The organism is Mycobacterium sp. Aquia_213 (genome assembly GCF_026625985.1).
GTDB lineage: Bacteria > Actinomycetota > Actinomycetes > Mycobacteriales > Mycobacteriaceae > Mycobacterium.
This window is the reverse complement of the sequence record NZ_CP113116.1, coordinates 2,984,484-3,004,487: the sequence shown is the minus strand read 5'-3', so window position 1 is coordinate 3,004,487 and position 20,004 is coordinate 2,984,484. Positions and strand designations below refer to the sequence as shown.

Genomic DNA, 20,004 nt, shown 5'->3' with positions numbered 1-20,004 from the left:
GCCGCTGTGACAGGCGAATCTAAAGTGACACAAGGGATTACGAGTCTCGGATGCTGGCCGAGAAAGGGCGCGTCGCCTAGCTCCCGTGACCCCACGACGGGCTGGTAGTCAGCACGTCGACGCCGTCGCCGGTGATGAGGACGGTATCGCGGCGGTACACCGCGCCGATGCCCTGCTGCCAGACGTAGCCGGTAATCGCGAGCACCATGCCGGCTTCGAGCTCGTCGTGTTCGCCCGCGGCCAAAAGGGTTTCGGACACCACCGGCGGATCGAAACCCAATCCCAACCCGTGTGCGATCGGCATCGGCGGTATCGGCTCGCCGGCCGCCTCGTACGCCGCAAGCAGATCACGAGTGGACGCACCGGGACGACAGGCGGCAACCATTTTGTCGTACAGCGTCTTCGACCGTTCGAACAGACCCCGTGCTTCAGTAACATCGCCGACGGGCCACGTTCTGCCTACCTCGGCGACGTAGCCATTGGCCAGGGCCCCGGCGGCGAATGCGACCAGGTCGCCCGGCCGCGCCTCGGCCTGACCGCGATGCCAGGGCCGTTCCCGCGAGGTCACCCACGCTGCGTCCTGGGTCGCCGGCGTGCTGATCCCGCCCGCGGCCATCGCCTCCATCATGACGCCGGCCAAGGTCTGCTCCGATACGCCCGGCGCCAATTCGCCCAGGGCAGTGGCGAGTCCGTGCTCGGCGATCCGCAATGCGCTGTCCATCGCCGCGATCTCGTCGGGTGTCTTGATGCGCCGCGCCGCGCGCATGGCCGGCTCGGCATCGACGAGTTCGGCATTCGGGAACGCGTCGGGCAGCAACGCGGCGAACGTCGGTGTGATCGCGTCGGTTCCGACGCGGCGCGCCGTCTCGGCGCCATCCACCTTCTTGAGCACGTCGATCAGCGTCATCGGGTTCCAGGCCAGCCCGTACAGGTGATCGTGGTCGATCTCCTCCGGGACGCCCTCGTCGTCGGTGCTGTTGAGATAGATGTCTCCGGTGGCGCGCACCAGCACGCACATCGGACCGAACGGTCGCGTCCCGGCTATCCAAAGCTGGGGCGCGCCAGTCACATAGCGAATGTTGGCTTGGCGGCCGAGCACCAGGATGTCGAGGCCGTGCTCGTCCATTTGGGCCAGCGCGCGTTCCCGGCGCCCGGATCGCAGTGCCCGGGTGTCGGGCAGAACCTCAGTCGCCATACGGCGTATAGGGGTAGTCGGTAATCGGCGCGTAGCCGTCTTCGGTGATCACCACGATCTCCTCACTGCGGTAGCCTCCCGTGCCGTCCTCCCACATCACGGGCTCCAAAACCAGAACCATGCCGGGGGGAAAAACGAAGTTGTCGTCGAACTCCTCGCCGAGATCAGTGCCGATCATGGGTGCTTCGGCGGGGTAGGTGCCGATACCGTGGCCCAGATAGAAATGCGGCAGCCACGGTTTGCGGCCGCCGTTGGCGGCGATCGCGGTGCGCGCCAAATCCCCTGATGTGACACCGGCTTTGGTCATGGCGAGGACGGCGTCCAGGACGGTTCGCCATTGTCGGAACTGGTCTTGTTGGCGGGGTGTGGGCTGCTCGCCGACAATCCAGGTGCGCCCGAAGTCGGAGCAGTATCCGTGGTAGGTGATGCTGATGTCGGTCCACAGCACGTCGCCGGCGGCCAGTTCGCGGTCGGTGGGCAGCAGCGGGAGCGCGAGATCGCCGTGGGTGGTCCACACCCCGGCTTCCCGTGAACTCGGCATCACCTGCCAGATGGCTTCCAGCATGTTGGTGGTGGCCCCGAGCTCGAACGCACGACGCACGAAGGTGGCCGAGAGATCGATCTGCCGGACGCCGGGCACCAGGGCCTTCTGCACGTCGACAATGGCGTGCTCGGTGATGCGGGCCGCCTTGCGCAGACAGGCCAGCTCGTCGCGGGTCTTCACCAATTGCGCGGCGCCGACGACGATGGCCGCATCCGTCGGCGGGCCTGCGGGAAAGAGCGTGGGTCCCGCCCGTCGCATTGCCCCGGTGAGCTCGTCGACGGCGACGTTCGCTCCCGGCGGGATCAGCCCCGCCAGTTGCCGCGCGAAATCTTCTACGCCGTGGTCGAATTCGAGGTAGGCGGGGCCGTGTAAATGGTCGTCCGGTACCGGTGCATCCGCGGACGCACCGCTGCGCAACGGCATGAACAGGTGCGGATGCACGTCATCGGCCAGCACTACCGCGACCGGACGCTCCACGTGCGACAGTCCCGCGTCCAGCAGCGGCCAGCTGGCCCCCGTCGCGTATCCGACGTAGCCGTTCATCAGCAGGATCAGTGCGTCAACGCCGTGCTCGACCATCGCGGAGCGCAACCGCGCCCCGACCTCCGTGCGCATGCGAACCAAATCCGGCTCGTCGGGTGCGTCGAGGACCGAGCGGCGGGCAGAGATCGTGTTCGTCATGCTCAAATCCCCAGGAATTTCTTGATGTTGCCGCCGACAACCCGCACGGCATCCTCGGGGCCGACGGCGTCGACCACCGCTGCCAGCGACCGCTCCGAATAGCCGAACGTGCTTTCGTTGTGCGGGTAGTCGGACGACCACATCACCTTGTCGATTCCGATCTCGTCGATCTGTCGCAGGCCTAGGCCGTCAACCATGAACGAGGCGCACATGTGCATGTTCCAGTAGTAGCGGATATCGTGCTCGGGAAGGTGGCCCAGCATGTGTTGATAGGACGCAAGGACATGCTCGGCGTCTTGCAGAGCCGTTGGCACCCAGGCTATTCCGCCCTCGAACCAGCCGACCCGAAGGCGCCGGTGCCGGTCCAGGATGCCGCCGAAGACGTACTTGGAGAACATCTCCCGAAACGAGTCGATGTTGACCATCATCGCGACCGCGACGCTGTTGACCTCGCTGGGAAACTTCGGCTGACTCTCGCCGATGTGGTGGGTGATAGGCAGGCCGGCCTCTTCGATCTCGTCCCAAACCCCGCTCATCGCCGTACTGGAGTAATCGATGGGCTGGCCGTTTTCGTCATTGCCGGGGCTGATCGGCATCAGAAATGTCTTGAGCCCCAACGATTTCAGTTCGGTCAGCGTACGACGAGCGCCGCGCGGATCCCACCAATTGATCAGCCCGACTCCGTAACAACGGCCGTCCGAGCGCTCCTGAACCCCGGCGATGTGCTCGTTGTAGACGCGGAAGATGCGCTCACGAATCTCGTGGTCGGGGTGGTGGAACAGCGCCAACACCGCGTTGGGGAAGGCCAGTTCCTTGTCGACGCCGTCTTCGGCGAGCTCACGAATCCGTGCTTCGACGTTGTTGGTGGCCGCGCCCGCGAGATCGTCGTATTGCATCAGCACCGCGCTGAAATCGCCGACCACCATCGATTGTCCGGGTTGGCCAAGCAGATACGCGCCATCCTCATACCAGATCCGGGGTGCCTGATCTTTGAGGTCGTCGGGAAAGCGCTCGTAGAAGATGTCGTCAGCCACCGAAATGTGGTTGTCGGCGGAGAACACCTCGGTGCCGGGCGGCAGGCCGGTGTCGAATTCCGCGGCCTGTCCGTGCCGGTGCTTCGGTGCGCCGATCATGCCTTGCGGGTAGAGAGTGTGGGCTGGGCTGGACATCATCGTCCCTTCGTTGGGATCACTTCTCGCTGCGGATCACCGGGTGAGCACACCGATCTGTTCCAGGTCGGCCAGGTACTTCTCGATCAGTTGTTGGGCGACGTGCGGGATCGCGCGACCCGATTGTTCGACCGCGGACTGGAATTGCGCGCCGGGTACCGGTGAGCCGGCGATAGCGAGCATGGGTTCACGGTAGACGTCCAGCACGGTGAGGACCGACTGGGCGCGCTGCCGTTCGGGCAGCGCTCCCATTGCCGTCTCGAAGCGGGTCAGCCAACTCTTGTAATCGTCGATCTTTTCGACCGGGTAACCCGCCGCGATGATCCAGTCGACGAACGTGTCCATCGAGATGCCGTCGTCGTGCGGGTTGGTGGTGTTGTAGGTGGTAAAGCTGCTGCCGTGCCGGGGTCCGATCGCGGCGATCGCATCGGCGAGGAAGTCGACCGGCAGGCCCTCGTAGTGCGGCTTGGCATCACCGGCGTGGTAGAACGACCGCGGGGCAACGCCGGTGGCCACCAGGCTGAACAGCAGGCGTGTGAAGATGTCCGGCACGTTGAGCTGTCCCGCGTAACGGCTGTCGGCGAGGATCATGCCCGGCCGGAACACCGCCACGGGCAGCCCACACAGATCGTGTGCCTCGCGCATCAACACTTCGCCGGCCCACTTGCTGATGCCGTACCCGTTGGCGTAGCTGTCGCCGACGACACACGCGGGAACCGAGCGCCTGATGTCGGTGTCTTCATCCACGAGCTGATGAGCCACGGCGCTGACGCCCAGCGTGGAGATGTAATGGATCGGTTTGAGTTTGGCGGTGATCGCCAACCGGATCACTTCGGCGGTGCCGACGACATTGGGGCCGAACAACTGCTGATAGGGCAGCACGTGGTTGACGTGGGCAGCCGGATGCACGATCAGGTCGACGGTCTCGGTCAGGCGCCGCCAGGTCGTGTCGTCGAGCCCGAAGCCGGGTTCGCCGATGTCGCCGGCCACGACCTCGAGATGGCCTTCGGCCAGGGTCCGGAAGCGGTCGAGCAGCTTGGGGTCGGAATCCAGCGCCGCCTCGATGCGCTGGCGAGCATGTGCGGCGTCGGCGCCGCGCGTCAGGCACACCAGGGTGCCGCCCGAATCGGCCAGTCGTTGCAGCCATTCCAGGCCGAGGAACCGCCCCAGGAAGCCCGTCGAGCCGGTGAGCAGAACGGTGCGGATCTCACTGGTGGGGGTGGGCAACAACATCGCGGCCTTCAGAATGTCGTCGTCGATGAACTTGTCCAGGCGCAGGTCTGCGGCCGATACCTCGTGGCCGGCGCTGTCGTGCACCGATGCGTAGCTGGGCCCCAGCACGTCGGAATTGCGATGGCGTTCAATGTGGTCGGCGATGCGAAGCAGATCCCCGGTCGGGTCCACCACCACGCCCACCGGAACGTCGACCCCGTAGATGTCGGCCAACAGGGTCGAAAAGGTCAGCGCGGACAGCGAATCGCCACCGAGATCGATGAACCTGGCCTCCGGCGAGACGTCGGCCGCCGGCACGCCCAGGGTGGCCTGCACGGCCCTGCTGACAGTCGCCAGCACCGGCTGGTCGGCGCCGCCGGTGCGCAACGCGCGCAGCTGCTGAAGTTGGTCGTCGGCCATGGCCGCGTAGAGTTGCTCCAGGCGCTCGCCGTATCGGGCTTTGAGCTTGGGCCGCAGGAATTTTCCGACGCCGGACAACAGGCCGTTGGCCAAGCTGAACGGCTCGGTCTCGATCAGGAAATCGCGGGGGATCTCGTAGCCGTTGAGCGCGTTGTCGCGCGCGATATGCCGCAGCGATTCGGCGATCGCCGACGTGCCGATACCCGCATCGATGGGCACGATCACGGCGAGCAGGAAGGAACGTTCGCTGTTGCCATAGATATAGATCTGGTGGATCAACGGGCTGGTCGAGTACAACGCCTCCAACCGGGAAACGGCGACGAACTCGCCCTGGGCAAGTTTGATGACGTTGTTGCGGCGGTCAACGTAGCGCAATTGGTCCGGACCGACTTCGGCCATGATGTCGCCGGTCTTGTAGTAACCGTCCGCATCGAACATCGTGGCCGTCAGGTCGGGGCGGTTGTAGTAGCCCGCCATGAAGCGGGCCGATTTGACCGCCAATTCCCCACGGGGGTAGGGCTTGTCGGTGTTGAAGTAGCCCAGTTCGGGAACGTCGAGCAATTTGTAGTCGATCACCGGCGGTCGCAGCACATGCTCGTCGGCCACGATCATCCCGCCCGCGATTTCGGTGGACGAATAGCCGATCAGCAGGTGCTGGTCGAGCACGATCTCCATGAACTCCTTGATTTCCGGGGACAGCGCCGCCGATCCGCAGCCCACCGCCAGCACGCGGCCGCCGAGAATCTGTTCGCGGATAGCGGTGGTCAGTTCCGCGGCCGCGTCCTCCGACCCGCCTGAAGTTAGGCTGTGCCGGTCCAGCTCGCCCTGATAGTGGTGGTAGAACATCTCGCAGACCCGCGGCACCAGGCTCAACGAAGTCGGCCGCACCATCGCCAGATCGTCGAACAGGGTGGACAGGTCGCTCTTGGCGGCGAAATAGCTGGTGCCGCCGTTGGCCAAGGTCAAAATCACGTAGCCGTACCCGATCAGGTGACTCATCGGCATGTAGCTCAACGTGATGACGGGCTGATCGGACTGCGCGAGCCAGGTGCCGATGCACAGGCTCTCGGTGAACATCGCGCCCTTGGGTGTGCCGGTGCTGCCGGAGGTGTAGAACACCCACGCCAGCGGGTCGTCGTCGGCCGAGGCGACGTGCAGCGGCGGGGCCGGCAATGACTTTCCTTGCACCACAACATCATCGAGTGTTTCGATCACCAGCCCGCTGCCCGAGGCGGCCAGCCGGTCGCGAGCGGCCTGGTAGCTGGCGCGCTGGTCGTCGTCGCGGGCCTCGTAGTCGAAGACGATCAGGCGCTGGGGCGCGGTGCCGGTCAGGGCCGCTGCGACGGCACTCTCGAGGTTGTCGATCCCGACGGCGAAGATTCGCGGTTGGGTCTCGGTGAGGATCGGTGCGTGCTGGGCGGCCGGTGCGCTGGTCTGCAGCGGCACCACCACCGCGCCGAGGTGAATGCAGGCGCACTCGATCACGGTGTAGTCGATGCTGGCGAAGCCCAGCACGCAGACGAAATCGCCGGTCCGCACCGGATGCTGCTGGTGCTGGTGCCAATCACCGGCCACTGCTTGGACACGCGCCCACAGATCGGCGTAGCTGACAGTCTCAAAGCGCGGCAGGAAGTTCAGTCTCGAGCGTCCGGTCGCGGGATCGGTAACCACTTCGCGAACCCGCTGTCCCAGGGCCGGCCGGTCGGCGTAGCCCTGCAACACCGTGGCCATGACCTCGCCGATCCGCAGCCCGGGCGCGCGCGCCGCGGCGGCGATGTGCTCGTCGGGGCGGGTGGCGGTGAACTGCGCGTCCTCGGCATAGAGGCGCTCGCGCCGACGTGCCAACCGTTCCCACTGGTCCTGCTGGGCGCCTGGATCTTTAACGTCAGTGCGACCGACGAACGCCATTGTTCTCCTGCCTTTGTTCGAGTCAGTCCGGGTAGGTGACGCCGGTGAGTTCTTCGGAGAGCTGCCACAGTCGTTGCATCTCTGTTTCATTGCGGACGAGCCGCGGGACACCGGCGAATGTGACTCCGCCCCCGGCGGTTTCGTAGAAGCCCCGCGGGCCGTAGTAGCGGCCCCCTTCGGCGTCCGGCGACACCGCCGCGTAGAGGGTCGGTTTGATGCCCTCGTCGATGTCAAGCCACATGAACGGCAGCAGCCGCCAGGTCAATTGGGTGAGCCGCGCTTGCAGCGTCGGTTTGTCCCGTCCATACGATGCGCCGCTGAGCAGGTTGGTCTTGCTCAGCCCCGGGTGCGCGGCGTTGGACATGACGCCCCAGCCGCCCTGGCCGCTACGCCGGTTGAGTTCGACCGCGAACATCAGCTGCGCCAGCTTGGCGACACCGTAGGAGACCATCGGTTTGTAGCCGTGCCGGGCGTTCGGGTCGTCGAAGGTCAGTTTCGGCTGGGTGGCGGCGATGCTGCTGACGGTCACGACCCGCGCCGACGCCGCGGCGCGCAGCAGCGGCAGCAGATGCCCGGTGAGGGCAAAGTGGCCCAGGTGATTGGCGCCGAACTGCAACTCGAATCCGTCGCTGGTTTCCTGCCGCTGTGGCGGGGTCATCACGCCGGCGTTGTTGATCAAGACGTCGATCGGCCGGCCCTCGGCTGTCAGCTCTTGACCCAGTGCCGCAACACTTTCCAGTGACGCCAGATCCAGCTGCTTGATACTGAGCTTGGCGGCGGGCACCTCGCGACGGATTTCGCCGATCGCGGCCTCGCCCTTGGCGTTGCTCCGGATCGCCATCACGACGTCGGCGTCCGCGGCGGCCAATCGCTTCGCCAGGCCGAATCCCAGACCGCTGTTGGCCCCGGTGACGACTGCGAGCCTGCCGGCCAGATCCGGCACGGCCAGCGTCAGATCCGGCTTCACCATGTCACGGGAAGCTCGTAGACGCCGTAGGCCAACGTGTCGTGCTTGAACGGAAGCTCCTCGACCGGCACGGCCAGCTGCAGGGTCGGAACCCGGCGCAGCAGCGTGGGCAGCACGATCTGTAATTCCATGCGGGCCAACTGCTGTCCGACGCATTGGTGACGGCCATAGCCGAACCCGACGTGTGCGCCATCGTCGCGGGCCAGGTCCAGCCGGTCGGCGTTGGGGAACTGGCGGTTATCCCAATTCGCCGGTGCGACATCGAGAATGATGCCCTCACCCGCACGGATCGTCTCGCCCCCGATTTCGATGTCCTCGACGGCGATGCGACGCTGGCCGGTTTGGATGATGCTCAGGTAGCGCATCAGCTCCTCGACCGCGTTCGCGATCGCCTTCGGATCATCGGTCTCGCACAACAACTGTCGTTGATCGGGATGCTCGAGCAGGGCGGCGATACTGAGGCTGATCATGTTCGCGGTGGTCTCGTGGCCCGCGATCAGCACGCCGAGTGCCAGTTGGGTGGCCTCGCGCACGCTGATCTCTTCGGCGTTGACCCGCTCCGCCAGATCGGACACCAGATCCTCCGACGGACTTTCCATCCTGGTCCGAATCAGCTTGGCCATGTATTTAGCCAATGACGCGGCACCCTGGGCGGTGTCCTCTTCGGTTGCGTAGCGCCCAGTGCCCCGGTGCGCTTGTTCCTGGAAGAAATCCGCGTCCTCGTAAGGCACGCCCAGCATCTCGCTGATCACCAGCGTCGGGACGGCCAGCGCCAATGTGCTGACGATGTCACCGGGCTTAGGACCTGCCAGCAGCGCGTCGATGCGCTCGTCGGCGATCTTCTGCACTGCCGGGCGCAGCCCCTCGACACGCTTGAAAGTAAAGGGCTTTGACAACATCCGGCGGTAGCGGGTGTGCTCTTCGGCGTCGGAGGTGAACACCGAGCGCGGGCGTTTGTGCACCGTCGCCAGCATTCCCTCGTTCCAGTGTGGATAGCCGGGCAACCGGTCGTCGACGCTGGTGCGTGAATCGGTGAACAGCGACCGGATCGCGTCGTAGCCGTGGATCAACCACGGTGTGCTGCCGTCCCAGATCCGCACCCTGCTCAGCTGTTTGGTTGCGTTGAGCGCCAACGATTCCGGGGGAGGAGCGAACGGGCAGCCCGCAGCCCGCGTCATCGGGAAGTCCGGAATGTCGGTAGCTGGATCAGTTGAGATGTCGGTCATCGTGCTCCTCGCTAAGGGTGGTCAGTCGCCCGCCGCGCTCACATGGACCGGCGCGCGCCACAACCCGACGATCGCGTCGATCAATCCCTCGCCGGCGACCGGCCAACTGGAACGCGATCGCGGCCCGTGCTCGGCCAGTGCGCCTTCGTGCTCGGCGCAGGTGTGCATCAGCAGATTTCGGACCATGACGATCCGCTCGGATCGCACTCGCTTGGGCAGGTCGGGCAGGCATCGGTTGATGCCGTCGATGGTCTGCACCAACCTCGGTGACATCAGGGCGTCTTTGGTGACGACGTGGTGATAGGTCGGGTCGGCCATCGCCTGTGCGGCGAAACGCGCATACCAACTGGGCGCACCCAGCGCGGCCAGATGGTCGGTGAGCGGTCGCACCAGGGTGCTCACCCAGTCCCGCAGCTCGGTCGAATCGCCGATATCGTCCAGCATCTGCGCGCGGAGTTCTTCGATCGGCTCGCGGTGTTTGCCTTCGATTGCGCGCAACAATTCGGTCCGGGTACCGAAGTGATAGCAAGCCGCGGCGTTGTTGCCCTGCCCGGCCCCTTCGCTGATCTGCCGGTTGGACACGGCATACATTCCGCGCTCGGCAAACAACCATTCGGCCGCCGACAAGATCGCCTCTCGCGTACCCATCGATCTGTCGGAGCGCGCTGTTCGCTCGGCTTTCACCGCCTCAGTGAACACTGCGCGGCGGATTAAATCAAGCCATTTATTTAATGCGTGTCACGGACGGCGGCCACGCCCCATCCGTGTTTACGGGAAAACCTGGATGCTGTCCACGATTACGTGCGTGCGGTCCGGGTTGCTGAAGCTGGTGGTGACGCCCGGCCGGCCGTCCGGATTGTTGATTGGTGTTGTCGCCGTGAAGCTTTCGGGACTGTTGATGTCACTGGCCTGGAACCGCCGCCACAGCCGGCCACCACACCCGCCAACATCATTGCGACGGCCGCCGAAGCAGCCCGCGGCGCAGCGCCGGGTGACCGACGGCAACCCTGACTCAGCCGCCGAGCCCCTTCTTCACGGCCGCATCTTGCTTTTGGCCGATGTCGTTGATGAAGTCGGGGGGCGGCAGCGTGTCAGGCGGACCGTCGAATTCGAGCGTGACAAAGGCCTTGCCCTCGGTGAACAGCAAGACCGCGATGCCCTTGGAGTTGTCGGGGGAATTACCGGACACCACCGTTCCGTCCGTGCCGATCTTCACCGAGTCCGTGGCCGGATGCTTGATTGCGCCACCCTGTGCCGATTTCGCGGCGTTCAGCGCGCTTGTGGCGGCACCGGGGTCTGCCAGCACCTGGATGGTGTCTTTGATGGTGTGGCTGTTGTCTTGGGTATTGAAGATCGTCGCCGCGCCGGGCTGGCCGTTGGGGTTGCTCGTCGGCGGGGTGCCCGTGAAGGGCACCGGCGCGTCGATGTCGGTCACCTGGATCAACCAGCCGGTGTAATCGGCGGCCGGCGCCGTGGCAGTCGAAGAGGTCGGCGCCGCACTGGTCTTAGACGAGGTGGCCGATCCTGATGTTGAAGGCGAAGGTTTCTGATTGCCGCCGCAGCCGGACACGGTCAACGCCAGCACTGCCGCAGTGACGACCCCTGTGACCGCGGGTTGAGAAAGCCTCATCGCATCGTGCTCCTTCCAGGCTCGATCTGGCAACGGAGTCGATTTCACCCCGAAACGCACAGTACCGTGCGGTGTCGCCAGAGCGGCCGGGCACCGATGTGTCGGGCTATTCCAGCTGGTCACGCAGGGTGGTCAGGGTATTCGCCAGAATGCGCGACACCTGCATCTGAGACACCCCGATGCGCTTCGCGATGTGGCTCTGTGTCATCGATTCGAAGAACCGCATGTGCAGAACCTCCCGTTCGCGCTCCGGGAGTTCGGCTATCAGGGAGCGCACCGCTTCGCGGTTGGTGATGTGGTCGATCTGGGGGTCGATGCCACCGACCGTGTCGGCCACCAGGCGTGCCCGACCGGATCCGTCGGCGCCCATCGGCGCGTCCAGGGAGTCCAGCTGGTAGGCGTCGCCGGCGACGAGGCATTCGACGATCTCGCTGTGAGCGACTCCGAGCTCCTCCGACAGCTCGCGGGCGGTCGGGGCCCGGCCCAGCTTCTGGGCCAAATCCGCTGTCGCCCTGCCAATTTGGACGTGCAGTTCACGCAGCCGGCGTGGCACCCGCATGCCCCAGCTGAAATCGCGGAAATAGCGCCGAACCTCGCCCATCATGGTGGGAATCGCGAACCCGATAAAACTGGGCCCCTTGTCGGGGTCGAACCGGTTGATGGCGTTCATCAGCCCCAACCGCGCGACTTGGGTGAGGTCCTCGAGACTTTCACCGCGTCGCCCGAAGTGGCGAGCGACGTGGTCAGCCAGCGGGAGGCACCGGGTCACGATGCGTTCGCGCTGACGAAGGTATTCGTGCGATTCGGCCGGCAGGGCGCTCAGCGCCCGGAACATCTCGATGACGTCGTCGTAGGAATCGTCTTTCCGACTGCTGGCCGACCGGGTGGGCCGGGGTGGAGCAAGGACTTCGGTCATCTGGCCAACCGCCTAGTCCCGATTAGCTGCCGTGCGAAATACTTTGCACACCAATGGATTTGCATCGCTAGCACACTCTCCTTGAGGTGGCTTGCAGCGAGGTATCGTGCGCGTAGGCGTGTGCACGGCACTCCACTGCACCAGACCCGTTGACACGGATCAGGTGTTGACAGCGCGTGCGCCACGCAGGGGTGCGATCCGGGAGTCATGAATCACCAGCGCCACAGCCCAGCGGTCGTACGGCTGACTGAACCGCTTTTAGCTAAACGGCGATGCGTCCAGACGGACTTAACTTGACATACTACCCCCCGGCGCCATGGATCGGTGATTGATGGCAATCGCCCGACGCCGAGCAACCTGCGGGTGTCCCGATCCGGCTCCGCCGACCTGGAAATCGCTGGTCCACAGCAAACGCGTACTCTTCGGCAAATGTCGGTGACCAGCGCCGCGGAGCGCGCCTGCCAGCATCATCGGGAAGACGCTGCAGGCGGGCGGTGCCGATGAGCGACCAGGGCCAGCTGGCCCGGCGCGCTGCGGTGGTTTCCGGGGGTAGCCGTGGCATTGGCCGCGCGGTCGTCGAACTACTGGGCGAACTGGGCGTCGGCGTCGTCGTCAACGGTCGTGACGCCGATGCCGTGGCGGAAACCGTCGCGGCGGTCACGGCATCCGGCGGGCGAGCCACCGCGGTGGTCGGAGCCGCGGACGACGAGGCCGTCGCCGTGGCGCTGGTCGACACCTGCCGCGACGCGTTCGGGCGATTCGACATCCTGATCAACTGCGCCGGGATTGCCGAGCCGCCCGGATCTTCGATCCTGGACATCACGCCCGACGAGTTCCATCGGTTGATCGACGCCCACGTCGGCACGGTGTTTCACACCTGCCGGGTCGCGGCGCGCGCGATGGTCGCGCAGGGACACGGGACGATCGTCAACACCAGCTCGGTGGCCTTTCTCGGCGATTACGGCGGTACCGGCTACCCCGCGGGCAAGGGTGCGGTCAACGGCTTGACGGTGGCCATCGCCGCGGAGCTGAAAGCCAAAGGCGTGCGGGCCAACGTGGTGTGCCCCGGCGCGCGGACGCGACTGTCCACCGGAGCCGAGTACGAAAAGCACATCGCGGATTTGCACCGCCGTGGATTGCTGGACGACGTGACCATGCAAGCCTCGCTGGATAGTGCTCCGCCCGCGTTTGTGGCCCCGCTCTACGCCTATCTCGCAAGCGATCTGGCGCGTGATGTGACGGGCCAGATCCTGGTTGCCGCAGGCGGATTCGTCGGCCGCTTCGATCGGCCCACGCCGTCCCTGCTGGGGTATCGCGACCACCATGACGCCGAGCCGTGGGGGATCGAAGACCTGCACAAGATGATTGGCGCGCGCGGCTAGCCCACGAGCTGGAAAAGCGTGAGGAGCGCGGCGTAGGCGACCGCTATCGTCGCCGCACCGGCCACGCTGATCCGGGTGGACGCCCCATCGATTGGGTCGAGCCAGCGCCGGAAGGGCCGTGAAACGGCCGGGACCAAGACCCATTGCAGCGCAACGATGCTGACGACGTTGCCGGCGAATACGGACACCGACTGGCTGACCCCAAGGTTGCCCAGCGCGGGCGAGAGCGACTTCGACAGCAGCATCACGGAGGGGTAGAGGCAGAGCAGCACCAGCATCGCCGTCTTCCATGCCGGCGTGATCCTGGTCTGTCCGTCCGCAATTCGAATCGTGGACCCGAACGGTGCGCTGCGTGCCAATTCGGCGAAGTCGCCGGTCAATCCGCCGCGCAGGCGGGGCAGCGCTTCCTGCCGTTCTCGCGAGCGCATCCAGTTCGTCAGCTCATCCGCGCGACGGAATCGAAGCACCGACATCCACTGTTGTCCGGACGAATCAGCCGGAAAGACCGCCGTGCCTTCGTATCCGGGAAATGCGACGATGCTGCGTGTGAGTTCGCTTTGGGTTTCGATGAATTCAACTTCTTTGCCTGGTGTCACGCTGTGCAGGAATACCCCGACGTTGGCGGCCGGCGATTCACCCTGCATGAGGATCAGTTCGGTTGCGCACCGCCACCAGCCCTGCGTTTCGCCTTCGCGCAGAACGGCTTGACGCTCATTGCTGTCCAGCCAAGCGTCGAGCAGATCGGAATCGCGGAAAGTGACTTCGACCGCCCAATCGAGCGGCCTGCTCCCTTGAACCGATTCGCGCGCACCTACGTGTCCAGGAGAGTGACGAGCCGAAGCAAGATAGCCGACCACCCACTGGCCGAATCGCGCAGGATCAGAGGGCGGATGGAACAGCGTGATCGCGCTAGCACCAGCAGTCATATCAGCTGTTTACCATCCTCGAAGGCGCGGTCGGGGCGACCACTTCGGGTCCTGGTGATCGGCGCGGGAGTGAGCGGTATTTCTGTCGCCCGCGGATTGCTGCGGAACGGACACGAGGTCGCCGTCTTCGACCAGCGCGCCGATACGCGGGCAGGTGGCGGCGCGGTGACCATCTGGTCCAACGGCGGGGTGGTACTGCGGCAGCTGGGCGTCGACATGGACGGGGCGGGTCAACCGCTGTCGAGCGTGCGCCTGCTGACGTCGAGGGGACACCGGATCGCCACGCTGGACGTGGACGCGATGGTCAAACAACTGGGCGCGGCCGTTCGGATGGTTCCCCGCCGGGTGCTGCTGGAACGGCTGCTGGCGGACTTTCCGACCGGTCGCGTCCGATGCAACGCGCGCGCCGCCCAGGTCATCACGATGCCGGATTGCGTAGCGGTCGGGTTCGAGGACGGCAGTGTGGCCGAAGGCGACCTATTGATCGGTGCCGACGGTCTGCATTCGGTGATCCGGGACGTGGTCGGCGCGCCACCCGCCGAACCGACAGGCTGGTGCAGCTGGCAGGGGCTCGTCAGCCTTCCCGAGCTGATCGACCGGGAGACCGCTCACCTCGTCATCGGTGCTACCGGAAACACCGGCGTCTGGCCGGCCGGCGGCGGATGCGTGCAGTGGTGGTTCGACTTGCCGTGGTCGCACGATTTCATTCGGCCACATCGCCCGATCGAGGCGATCCGATCCACCTTCGCCGGCTGGTCTGATTCGGTTGACCTGGTGCTCGGGAAACTGACCGACGCCGATTTGGCGCAGTCGCCCTACCCGCATTTCCGGCATCCGGTATCCGAGCCGTTGAGTGCTGGGCCGGTGACCCTGCTCGGCGACGCCGCCCACACGATGCCGCCCACTTTCGCGCAGGGAACGAATCAGGCCCTGCTCGACACCATGGTGTTGTGCAAGACGATTTCGGGTCTGGACGGCGGCAGCAGCCGGGCCGAGCTTTCCCGTGCGCTGCGCTCATACGAGAAGACCCGGCGACGTCAAGTGAGCGCGGTGTCCCGGGTGGCGTCGCTGCAGGTCTCGCATCGCGAGTCCGTGTTGCGGCCGGCGGCATTGATGTCGGATCGCTTGCACACCTCGATATTGACCCATTTCGTGCGGATGACCAGCCACCCGCGGATCGCGGCGAAGGTCGATCGCGATCTGGCGGAAGCGACTCCGATCAGGAGGTGATCACCGTGACCGAACCCCGTGTCGTCGGGATCGAATCGGCCCGCGCGCCGGTCGAGACCGTCCGCGTGCGTGGTGATTTCGATTCCCCTTCGCGCTGGCTCTGGCTCGTGAAGTGGTGTGTGCTGGCCGTGCCGCACTATCCCATCCTGATTCTCCTTTACCTGGTGTATCCAATCCTGACGGTCGTGGCAGGTGTCGCGATCCTGTTCACCGGGCGGTATCCACGCCCGATCTTCAACTTCAATGTCGGCGTGCTGCGCTGGTCCTGGCGGGTCATGAACTACCGATTTCCGATGAACAGCACTGACAAATACCCACCCTTTACGCTGGCGGCCCGGCCCGACTATCCGGGCGAGCTCGACGTCGAATATCCCGAGCACCTGACGAATTGGGCCGTCCTGGTGAAGACGTGGCTTTTGGGGGCCCCGCAGATACTCCTGTGCTGGGCGCTGGAGCCGGTGCTGCAGGTGCTCTGTGTGATGGCCGCGGTGGGGTTGTTGTGCACCGGAACGATCCCGCAGGGCATGTTCGATCTGCTGATGGGCATTGTGCGATGGCGCTACCGGGTCGCGGTGTATGTATCGTTGATGCGTGACGAGTACCCGCCTTTTCGAATGGACCTAGGTAGCCGATAACGCCCGGTAATCCGTTGTTTCCCTACATATATCGGTTCGGCCAGCCGGTTTTCGATCGCCTCTTCTACAACCGGTATCGCCGAGACGCGATTGCGCACGCGACCGGCCGGCTGCTGCTGGTGGGTCTGGGACCGGGAACCGACCTGAAGTTCATCCCGTCGGCGGTGACGTCGATCTCCGCGGTCGAGCCGGTGGCCGCGTTCCGGCAGATGGCGTCTCATCTGGCGCTTCGCCACGGAATCACCGCCGATATCGTCGAAGGGACCGGCGAGTCAATACCGTTCGGCGACAACAGTTTCGACTCGGTTCATATCGGGTTGGTGTTGTGCTCGGTCGGCGATGTCACCGCGACGCTGACGGAGATCCGGCGGGTCCTGGTGCCGGGCGGCCGGCTGGTCGTCCTCGAGCACGTGCGCGGCGAGGGCGCGACGGGCCGGTTGCAGGATCTGGTCGCCAAGCCATGGTCCTGGCTGGCCGCGGGATGTGAACCGAACCGGCGAACAGTCGACTCGATTGCGGCCGCCGGATTCGATACCGCCGGACTTCGCCGCATCCCGCGCACCCCGGTGCCGTTTCCGTGCAAACCCCATCTGCAGGGCTTCGCCACGCTCGTGGAGTAGTTCTTACTCGACACCGACCGCTTCGATGATGTTGAGCCGGGCCGCGCGGCGGGCCGGCGGTACCGAACCGAGCAGGCTGATCGCCAGAGCGCCGAGGGTAAAGGCAAACGCCATCCAGCTGGGGTGGAAGGTGACGTGGAAATTCATCATGTCGCCGCTGACGAGGCTGAACAGCCACTGGTCGGCGCACCCCAACACCAGTCCCAAAACACCGCCCACAACACCGATTCCGGCCGCCTCGGCCAGCACCATCCGCAGGGTGAACCGGCGGCTGGATCCCATCGCGCGCAGCACCCCGAGTTCGCGGCGCCGTTCCAGCACGGAGAGCGTCAACGTGTTGAGCAGCGCGACCGCGGCCACCAGCACGACGATTATCCAGACGGCGTTGGCGATGAACATGCTCTGATGCATCGGCGCTTCGAGCCCCGCCAGCTCGGCGTTGCCGTCGTAGGCGTAGTTCGGGGCGGGCACGGCCGCACGGATATCGGTCAATAGCCGACGCGAATCCACGCCCGGGGCCGCGGCGATCTGCAGGGTGGTCGCCGACGGGCGGTCGAACCACGTCCGCATCTGATCCAGACTCAAACCGAGGGTGCCGATGACCGTCGAGAAATAGGGCACCAGGGCCAGCACCGTCGCCTGCTGCACGCCGTGCGGCGTTTGCATGCGGAGTGGGTCGCCGACCCGAACGTGCAGGGTCTTGCCCAGATTCTGCGAGAGTACGACCCCGCGACCGGCCAGCACGTCGTCGCGCACCCGTGGGTCGAGTGCCCGGAACAGCGGATCGGCGGTCCCGGCGGAGAACCCGTCGAGCATCACCCTCGTGCCCCCGACCTCGGCGAACCCGAACGCACCCTCGGTGACATGCGCGACGCCCGGCACGGCGGCCAGCTTGTCGGAAAGTCCTTGCGGCAGAGCATCAGTGGGATAGGTATCCGGCGGATTCGCGCTCACCCACACCGGGGTATCCACCACCGATGCGAAGATGCCACGCGCGGATCGGATCATGTCGTTGTTCGTGCCGGTAATCGTGACGGTCGTGATGACCGCGATGACCACCGTCATGACCGTCGCCCACACCCGGCGCGGCGCGCGTTCGATGGTCGCCGCGGCAAGGGCGCCGACGGTGCCGAATATTCGCGCGGTTGCGGCCGCGGCGCCGACGATCGGCATCGTGAGTGCGAAACCAAGTGCGACCTCCGCGGAGAAGACGGCCGACATCGCGATGAACGCCAACACGCCGCGCTGGGTGATGACGATCGCGATCGACACCGCGAAGATCACTACCGCCCCAACGCCGCAGACGACTCGCAGCCAGCGCGGCACGCGGTCGGCAGCCGATACCCCGACGGGTGCCAACGCCTCGATGGGGGCGACCTTGTACACCTGCCGTGCGGCCATCGCCGAAGCGACCACGCTGGTGAGCGCGGTCGTGACGACCGCGACAGGTATCGCGTAGCTGGGTAGCCAGTATTCGATGCGGGCTTCCAGGCCTTGTGTCATGGCCGGTGGCAATTGGCCAATCGCGAGGCGGCCCATCAGGATTCCGATGGCCGATCCGATCACGCCGCCGATCACCCCGAGGATTGCCGCTTCCGCCAGCATGTCGCGAACGATGACGGTGCGCCGGCCGCCGATCGCGCGCAGCAGCGAGATGACGGGCCGGCGCTGGGTGATCGCCATGGTCATCGTGGTGTAGATCAAGAAGGCGCCGACCATCAGCGCCACCATCGCGCCCATCAGGGCCATGTAGTTCATCAGCTTGACACCGTCGCCGGCCCGGGTAGCCCTCATACTCGGGTCAGCGACGATGGCGCGGCCGTTGACCGCCGCACTGACGGCGGTGCGGACCTGGCCCAGATCCACACCGGGCTTGAGCGTGATCAGGATCGAGTCGAGCTGACCCTGACGACCGGTGATGTTCTGCGCCAGCGCAAGTGGCGCGAGGACGTAGTGTCCGCCGTTGAGCGCCGCAACATCCTTGCCGGCGAGCACCTCAGTCACCGTGACCGAACTCGAGCCAAGCTGGAACGTCTCTCCTTTGGCACGACCGACTCCCGGACCCACCCGAACCCCGTTCGCGGGCCCGGGTGGATTCGTCAGTTGATCTGGCGCACCGTTTTTCAACTGATCTGGTGCACCGTTCTTCAACGCGTCCTTCAGGACACCACCCAACGCCGCGAGGCGATCGTCGGCGCCGAACAGCAGCACCGGCCCGGACGAGGTGGACACCGGCGTCCGGATCATGGGCGCCGCGGTCGCCACTCCGGGAACCGCGGCAACATCGGCGGCGATCGCGTCGGGAAATCCTGCGTCGGTGATCCCGGAGACCTCCAGCGAGGCGATGCCGGCGATCCCATCGCTGAGGCGATTGACCGATCCGGTGATCGACCCGAAGATACCGAATACCGCAACCAAATACATTGCGGAGACGGCCATTACCGCGATCGACGCGACCGTGCGCCGCCGGTGCACGGCGAGCTCACGCAAGCTGAACACCCGGAGCCGGCTTGCGGCGGCGCTGAGCGCGGAACCCGGTTTCACACCAGGACCGCCGATCGTTCGTTGGAGACGACCCGCCCGTCCTGCAGCATAATCACCCGGTCGGTTGCCTCCGCGGCTTCGGGGTTGTGGGTCACCATCACCACCAGGCGGCCGCGGCCGGCTTCGTGCGCGACGTCGCCGAGCAGCGTCAATATCGAAGCGCCCGTGGTGGAGTCGAGGTTTCCGGTGGGTTCGTCGGCGAGGATCAGCGGTGGATCCATCATCAACGCCCGCGCCACCGCGACCCGCTGCATCTGACCACCCGAGAGTTCCGCCGGACGGTGCTGGGTCCGGTGTCCGAGACCCACCCGCTCCAGCAACGCAATCGCATCCGGTTTGGCTTTACCGAGCCGCACGCCGTCGAGCAGCTTGGGTACCGCGACGTTCTCCCAAGCGGACAGCGTCGGTAGCAGGTTGAAAAACTGGAAGATGAACCCGACGCGGTGATGGCGAAACTGCGACTGCTGTTGGTCATTGAGCCGGCCGATTTCGTCGCCGTCGAACTCGATCGACCCGGAATCGGGGGAGTCCAGCGCGCCGAGCAAATGCAGCAACGTGCTCTTGCCGGCACCGGAAGGCCCGACCATCGAGACGAACTGCCCGCCCTCGAGCCGCAGGCTGATCTCGTCGAGTGCGCGGACCGTTTGTCCGCCAATCTGGTATTCGCGCACCACATCACGCAGTTCGATGGTCAGCAGTTTGTGCTTGGGGCCATCGGAGGTGTCGACTCTTCTGAACATGATCCTCCTGCGGGTCCGCGCGTGGTCAGCGCGTGTCTGCCGCTACCCGCACGGCGCCC

16 protein-coding genes are annotated in these 20,004 nt (G+C 65.5%); 4 read left to right on the top strand and 12 right to left on the bottom strand.

Features of this window, described 5'->3' with window-relative positions; all coding sequences use genetic code 11:
* Positions 1–76 precede the first annotated feature (76 nt).
* The 9 genes from LMQ14_RS14115 to LMQ14_RS14075 form a co-directional block, all read right to left on the bottom strand.
* Positions 77–1,195 carry a M24 family metallopeptidase gene (locus tag LMQ14_RS14115; protein ID WP_267730218.1) on the bottom strand — a complete coding sequence of 373 codons (1,119 nt, stop codon included), beginning with the start codon at positions 1,193–1,195 and terminating at the stop codon, positions 77–79.
* Complete coding sequence (locus LMQ14_RS14110; RefSeq protein WP_267730217.1) at positions 1,185–2,420, bottom strand: M24 family metallopeptidase; 1,236 nt, start codon at positions 2,418–2,420, stop codon at positions 1,185–1,187. Before LMQ14_RS14110 ends, LMQ14_RS14115 begins: the two co-directional genes overlap by 11 nt.
* A gap of 2 nt (positions 2,421–2,422) precedes the next feature.
* Positions 2,423–3,589 carry an amidohydrolase family protein gene (locus tag LMQ14_RS14105; RefSeq protein ID WP_267735300.1) on the bottom strand — a complete coding sequence of 389 codons (1,167 nt, stop codon included), beginning with the start codon at positions 3,587–3,589 and terminating at the stop codon, positions 2,423–2,425.
* Positions 3,590–3,625: 36 nt separating this feature from the next.
* Entirely contained in the window at positions 3,626–7,129 is a 3,504-nt protein-coding gene (gene car / locus LMQ14_RS14100; protein WP_267735299.1) for a carboxylic acid reductase, read from the bottom strand.
* Positions 7,130–7,151: 22 nt separating this feature from the next.
* Positions 7,152–8,099 (bottom strand): SDR family oxidoreductase, encoded by a 948-nt coding sequence (locus LMQ14_RS14095; protein WP_267735298.1) that lies wholly within the window; start codon positions 8,097–8,099, stop codon positions 7,152–7,154.
* Positions 8,093–9,322 (bottom strand): cytochrome P450, encoded by a 1,230-nt coding sequence (locus LMQ14_RS14090; RefSeq protein ID WP_267735297.1) that lies wholly within the window; start codon positions 9,320–9,322, stop codon positions 8,093–8,095. The genes LMQ14_RS14095 and LMQ14_RS14090 overlap by 7 nt, the downstream gene beginning before the upstream one ends.
* 21 nt (positions 9,323–9,343) lie before the next feature.
* Positions 9,344–10,021 carry a TetR/AcrR family transcriptional regulator gene (locus tag LMQ14_RS14085; protein WP_267735296.1) on the bottom strand — a complete coding sequence of 226 codons (678 nt, stop codon included), beginning with the start codon at positions 10,019–10,021 and terminating at the stop codon, positions 9,344–9,346.
* 313 nt (positions 10,022–10,334) lie between these two features.
* On the bottom strand, positions 10,335–10,952 hold the full coding sequence (locus tag LMQ14_RS14080; RefSeq protein ID WP_267735509.1) for a hypothetical protein: 618 nt from the start codon (positions 10,950–10,952) through the stop codon (positions 10,335–10,337).
* 106 nt (positions 10,953–11,058) lie between these two features.
* Positions 11,059–11,868, bottom strand: a complete 810-nt coding sequence (locus tag LMQ14_RS14075) for a SigB/SigF/SigG family RNA polymerase sigma factor (RefSeq protein WP_267735295.1) — start codon at positions 11,866–11,868, stop codon at positions 11,059–11,061.
* Between the two features lie 500 nt (positions 11,869–12,368).
* Here LMQ14_RS14075 and LMQ14_RS14070 point away from each other — a divergent pair, with 500 nt between their 5' ends.
* Positions 12,369–13,250, top strand: coding sequence for an SDR family NAD(P)-dependent oxidoreductase (locus LMQ14_RS14070; RefSeq protein WP_267735294.1), 882 nt, complete (start codon positions 12,369–12,371; stop codon positions 13,248–13,250).
* On the opposite strand, the gene LMQ14_RS14065 is transcribed toward LMQ14_RS14070, so the two are convergent.
* Positions 13,247–14,107 (bottom strand): antibiotic biosynthesis monooxygenase, encoded by an 861-nt coding sequence (locus tag LMQ14_RS14065; protein ID WP_267735293.1) that lies wholly within the window; start codon positions 14,105–14,107, stop codon positions 13,247–13,249. The genes LMQ14_RS14070 and LMQ14_RS14065 overlap by 4 nt on opposite strands.
* Positions 14,108–14,245: 138 nt before the next feature.
* Between LMQ14_RS14065 and LMQ14_RS14060 the strand changes: the two genes are divergently transcribed.
* The 3 genes from LMQ14_RS14060 (at position 14,246) to LMQ14_RS14050 (ending at position 16,661) form a co-directional block, all read left to right on the top strand.
* Positions 14,246–15,406, top strand: coding sequence for an FAD-dependent oxidoreductase (locus tag LMQ14_RS14060; protein WP_267735292.1), 1,161 nt, complete (start codon positions 14,246–14,248; stop codon positions 15,404–15,406).
* A 65-nt stretch (positions 15,407–15,471) separates the two neighbouring features.
* Entirely contained in the window at positions 15,472–16,041 is a 570-nt protein-coding gene (locus tag LMQ14_RS14055; protein WP_267735508.1) for a DUF4389 domain-containing protein, read from the top strand.
* Entirely contained in the window at positions 16,038–16,661 is a 624-nt protein-coding gene (locus LMQ14_RS14050) for a class I SAM-dependent methyltransferase (protein ID WP_420714686.1), read from the top strand. The genes LMQ14_RS14055 and LMQ14_RS14050 overlap by 4 nt, the downstream gene beginning before the upstream one ends.
* A gap of 3 nt (positions 16,662–16,664) precedes the next feature.
* On the opposite strand, the gene LMQ14_RS14045 is transcribed toward LMQ14_RS14050, so the two are convergent.
* Both LMQ14_RS14045 and LMQ14_RS14040 read right to left on the bottom strand, forming a co-directional pair.
* The gene (locus LMQ14_RS14045) at positions 16,665–19,205 is read right to left on the bottom strand and encodes an FtsX-like permease family protein (RefSeq protein WP_267735290.1); all 2,541 of its coding nucleotides are present in this window, start codon (positions 19,203–19,205) and stop codon (positions 16,665–16,667) included.
* Positions 19,202–19,900: an ABC transporter ATP-binding protein gene (locus LMQ14_RS14040; protein WP_267735507.1), complete on the bottom strand. Its 699-nt coding sequence runs from the start codon at positions 19,898–19,900 to the stop codon at positions 19,202–19,204. The genes LMQ14_RS14045 and LMQ14_RS14040 overlap by 4 nt, the downstream gene beginning before the upstream one ends.
* Positions 19,901–20,004: the final 104 nt, after the last annotated feature.

Excerpts from the sequence above, each read along its gene's own strand:
- LMQ14_RS14070 (WP_267735294.1), top strand. The coding sequence starts at position 12,369 with ATGAGCGACCAGGGCCAGCTGGCCCGGCGCGCTGCGGTGGTTTCCGGG.
- LMQ14_RS14105 (WP_267735300.1), bottom strand. The coding sequence starts at position 3,589 with ATGTCCAGCCCAGCCCACACTCTCTACCCGCAAGGCATGATCGGCGCA.
- LMQ14_RS14095 (WP_267735298.1), bottom strand. The coding sequence starts at position 8,099 with ATGGTGAAGCCGGATCTGACGCTGGCCGTGCCGGATCTGGCCGGCAGG.
- LMQ14_RS14075 (WP_267735295.1), bottom strand. The coding sequence starts at position 11,868 with ATGACCGAAGTCCTTGCTCCACCCCGGCCCACCCGGTCGGCCAGCAGT.
- LMQ14_RS14090 (WP_267735297.1), bottom strand. The coding sequence starts at position 9,322 with ATGACCGACATCTCAACTGATCCAGCTACCGACATTCCGGACTTCCCG.
- car (WP_267735299.1), bottom strand. The coding sequence starts at position 7,129 with ATGGCGTTCGTCGGTCGCACTGACGTTAAAGATCCAGGCGCCCAGCAG.
- LMQ14_RS14110 (WP_267730217.1), bottom strand. The coding sequence starts at position 2,420 with ATGACGAACACGATCTCTGCCCGCCGCTCGGTCCTCGACGCACCCGAC.
- LMQ14_RS14080 (WP_267735509.1), bottom strand. The coding sequence starts at position 10,952 with ATGAGGCTTTCTCAACCCGCGGTCACAGGGGTCGTCACTGCGGCAGTG.
- LMQ14_RS14115 (WP_267730218.1), bottom strand. The coding sequence starts at position 1,195 with ATGGCGACTGAGGTTCTGCCCGACACCCGGGCACTGCGATCCGGGCGC.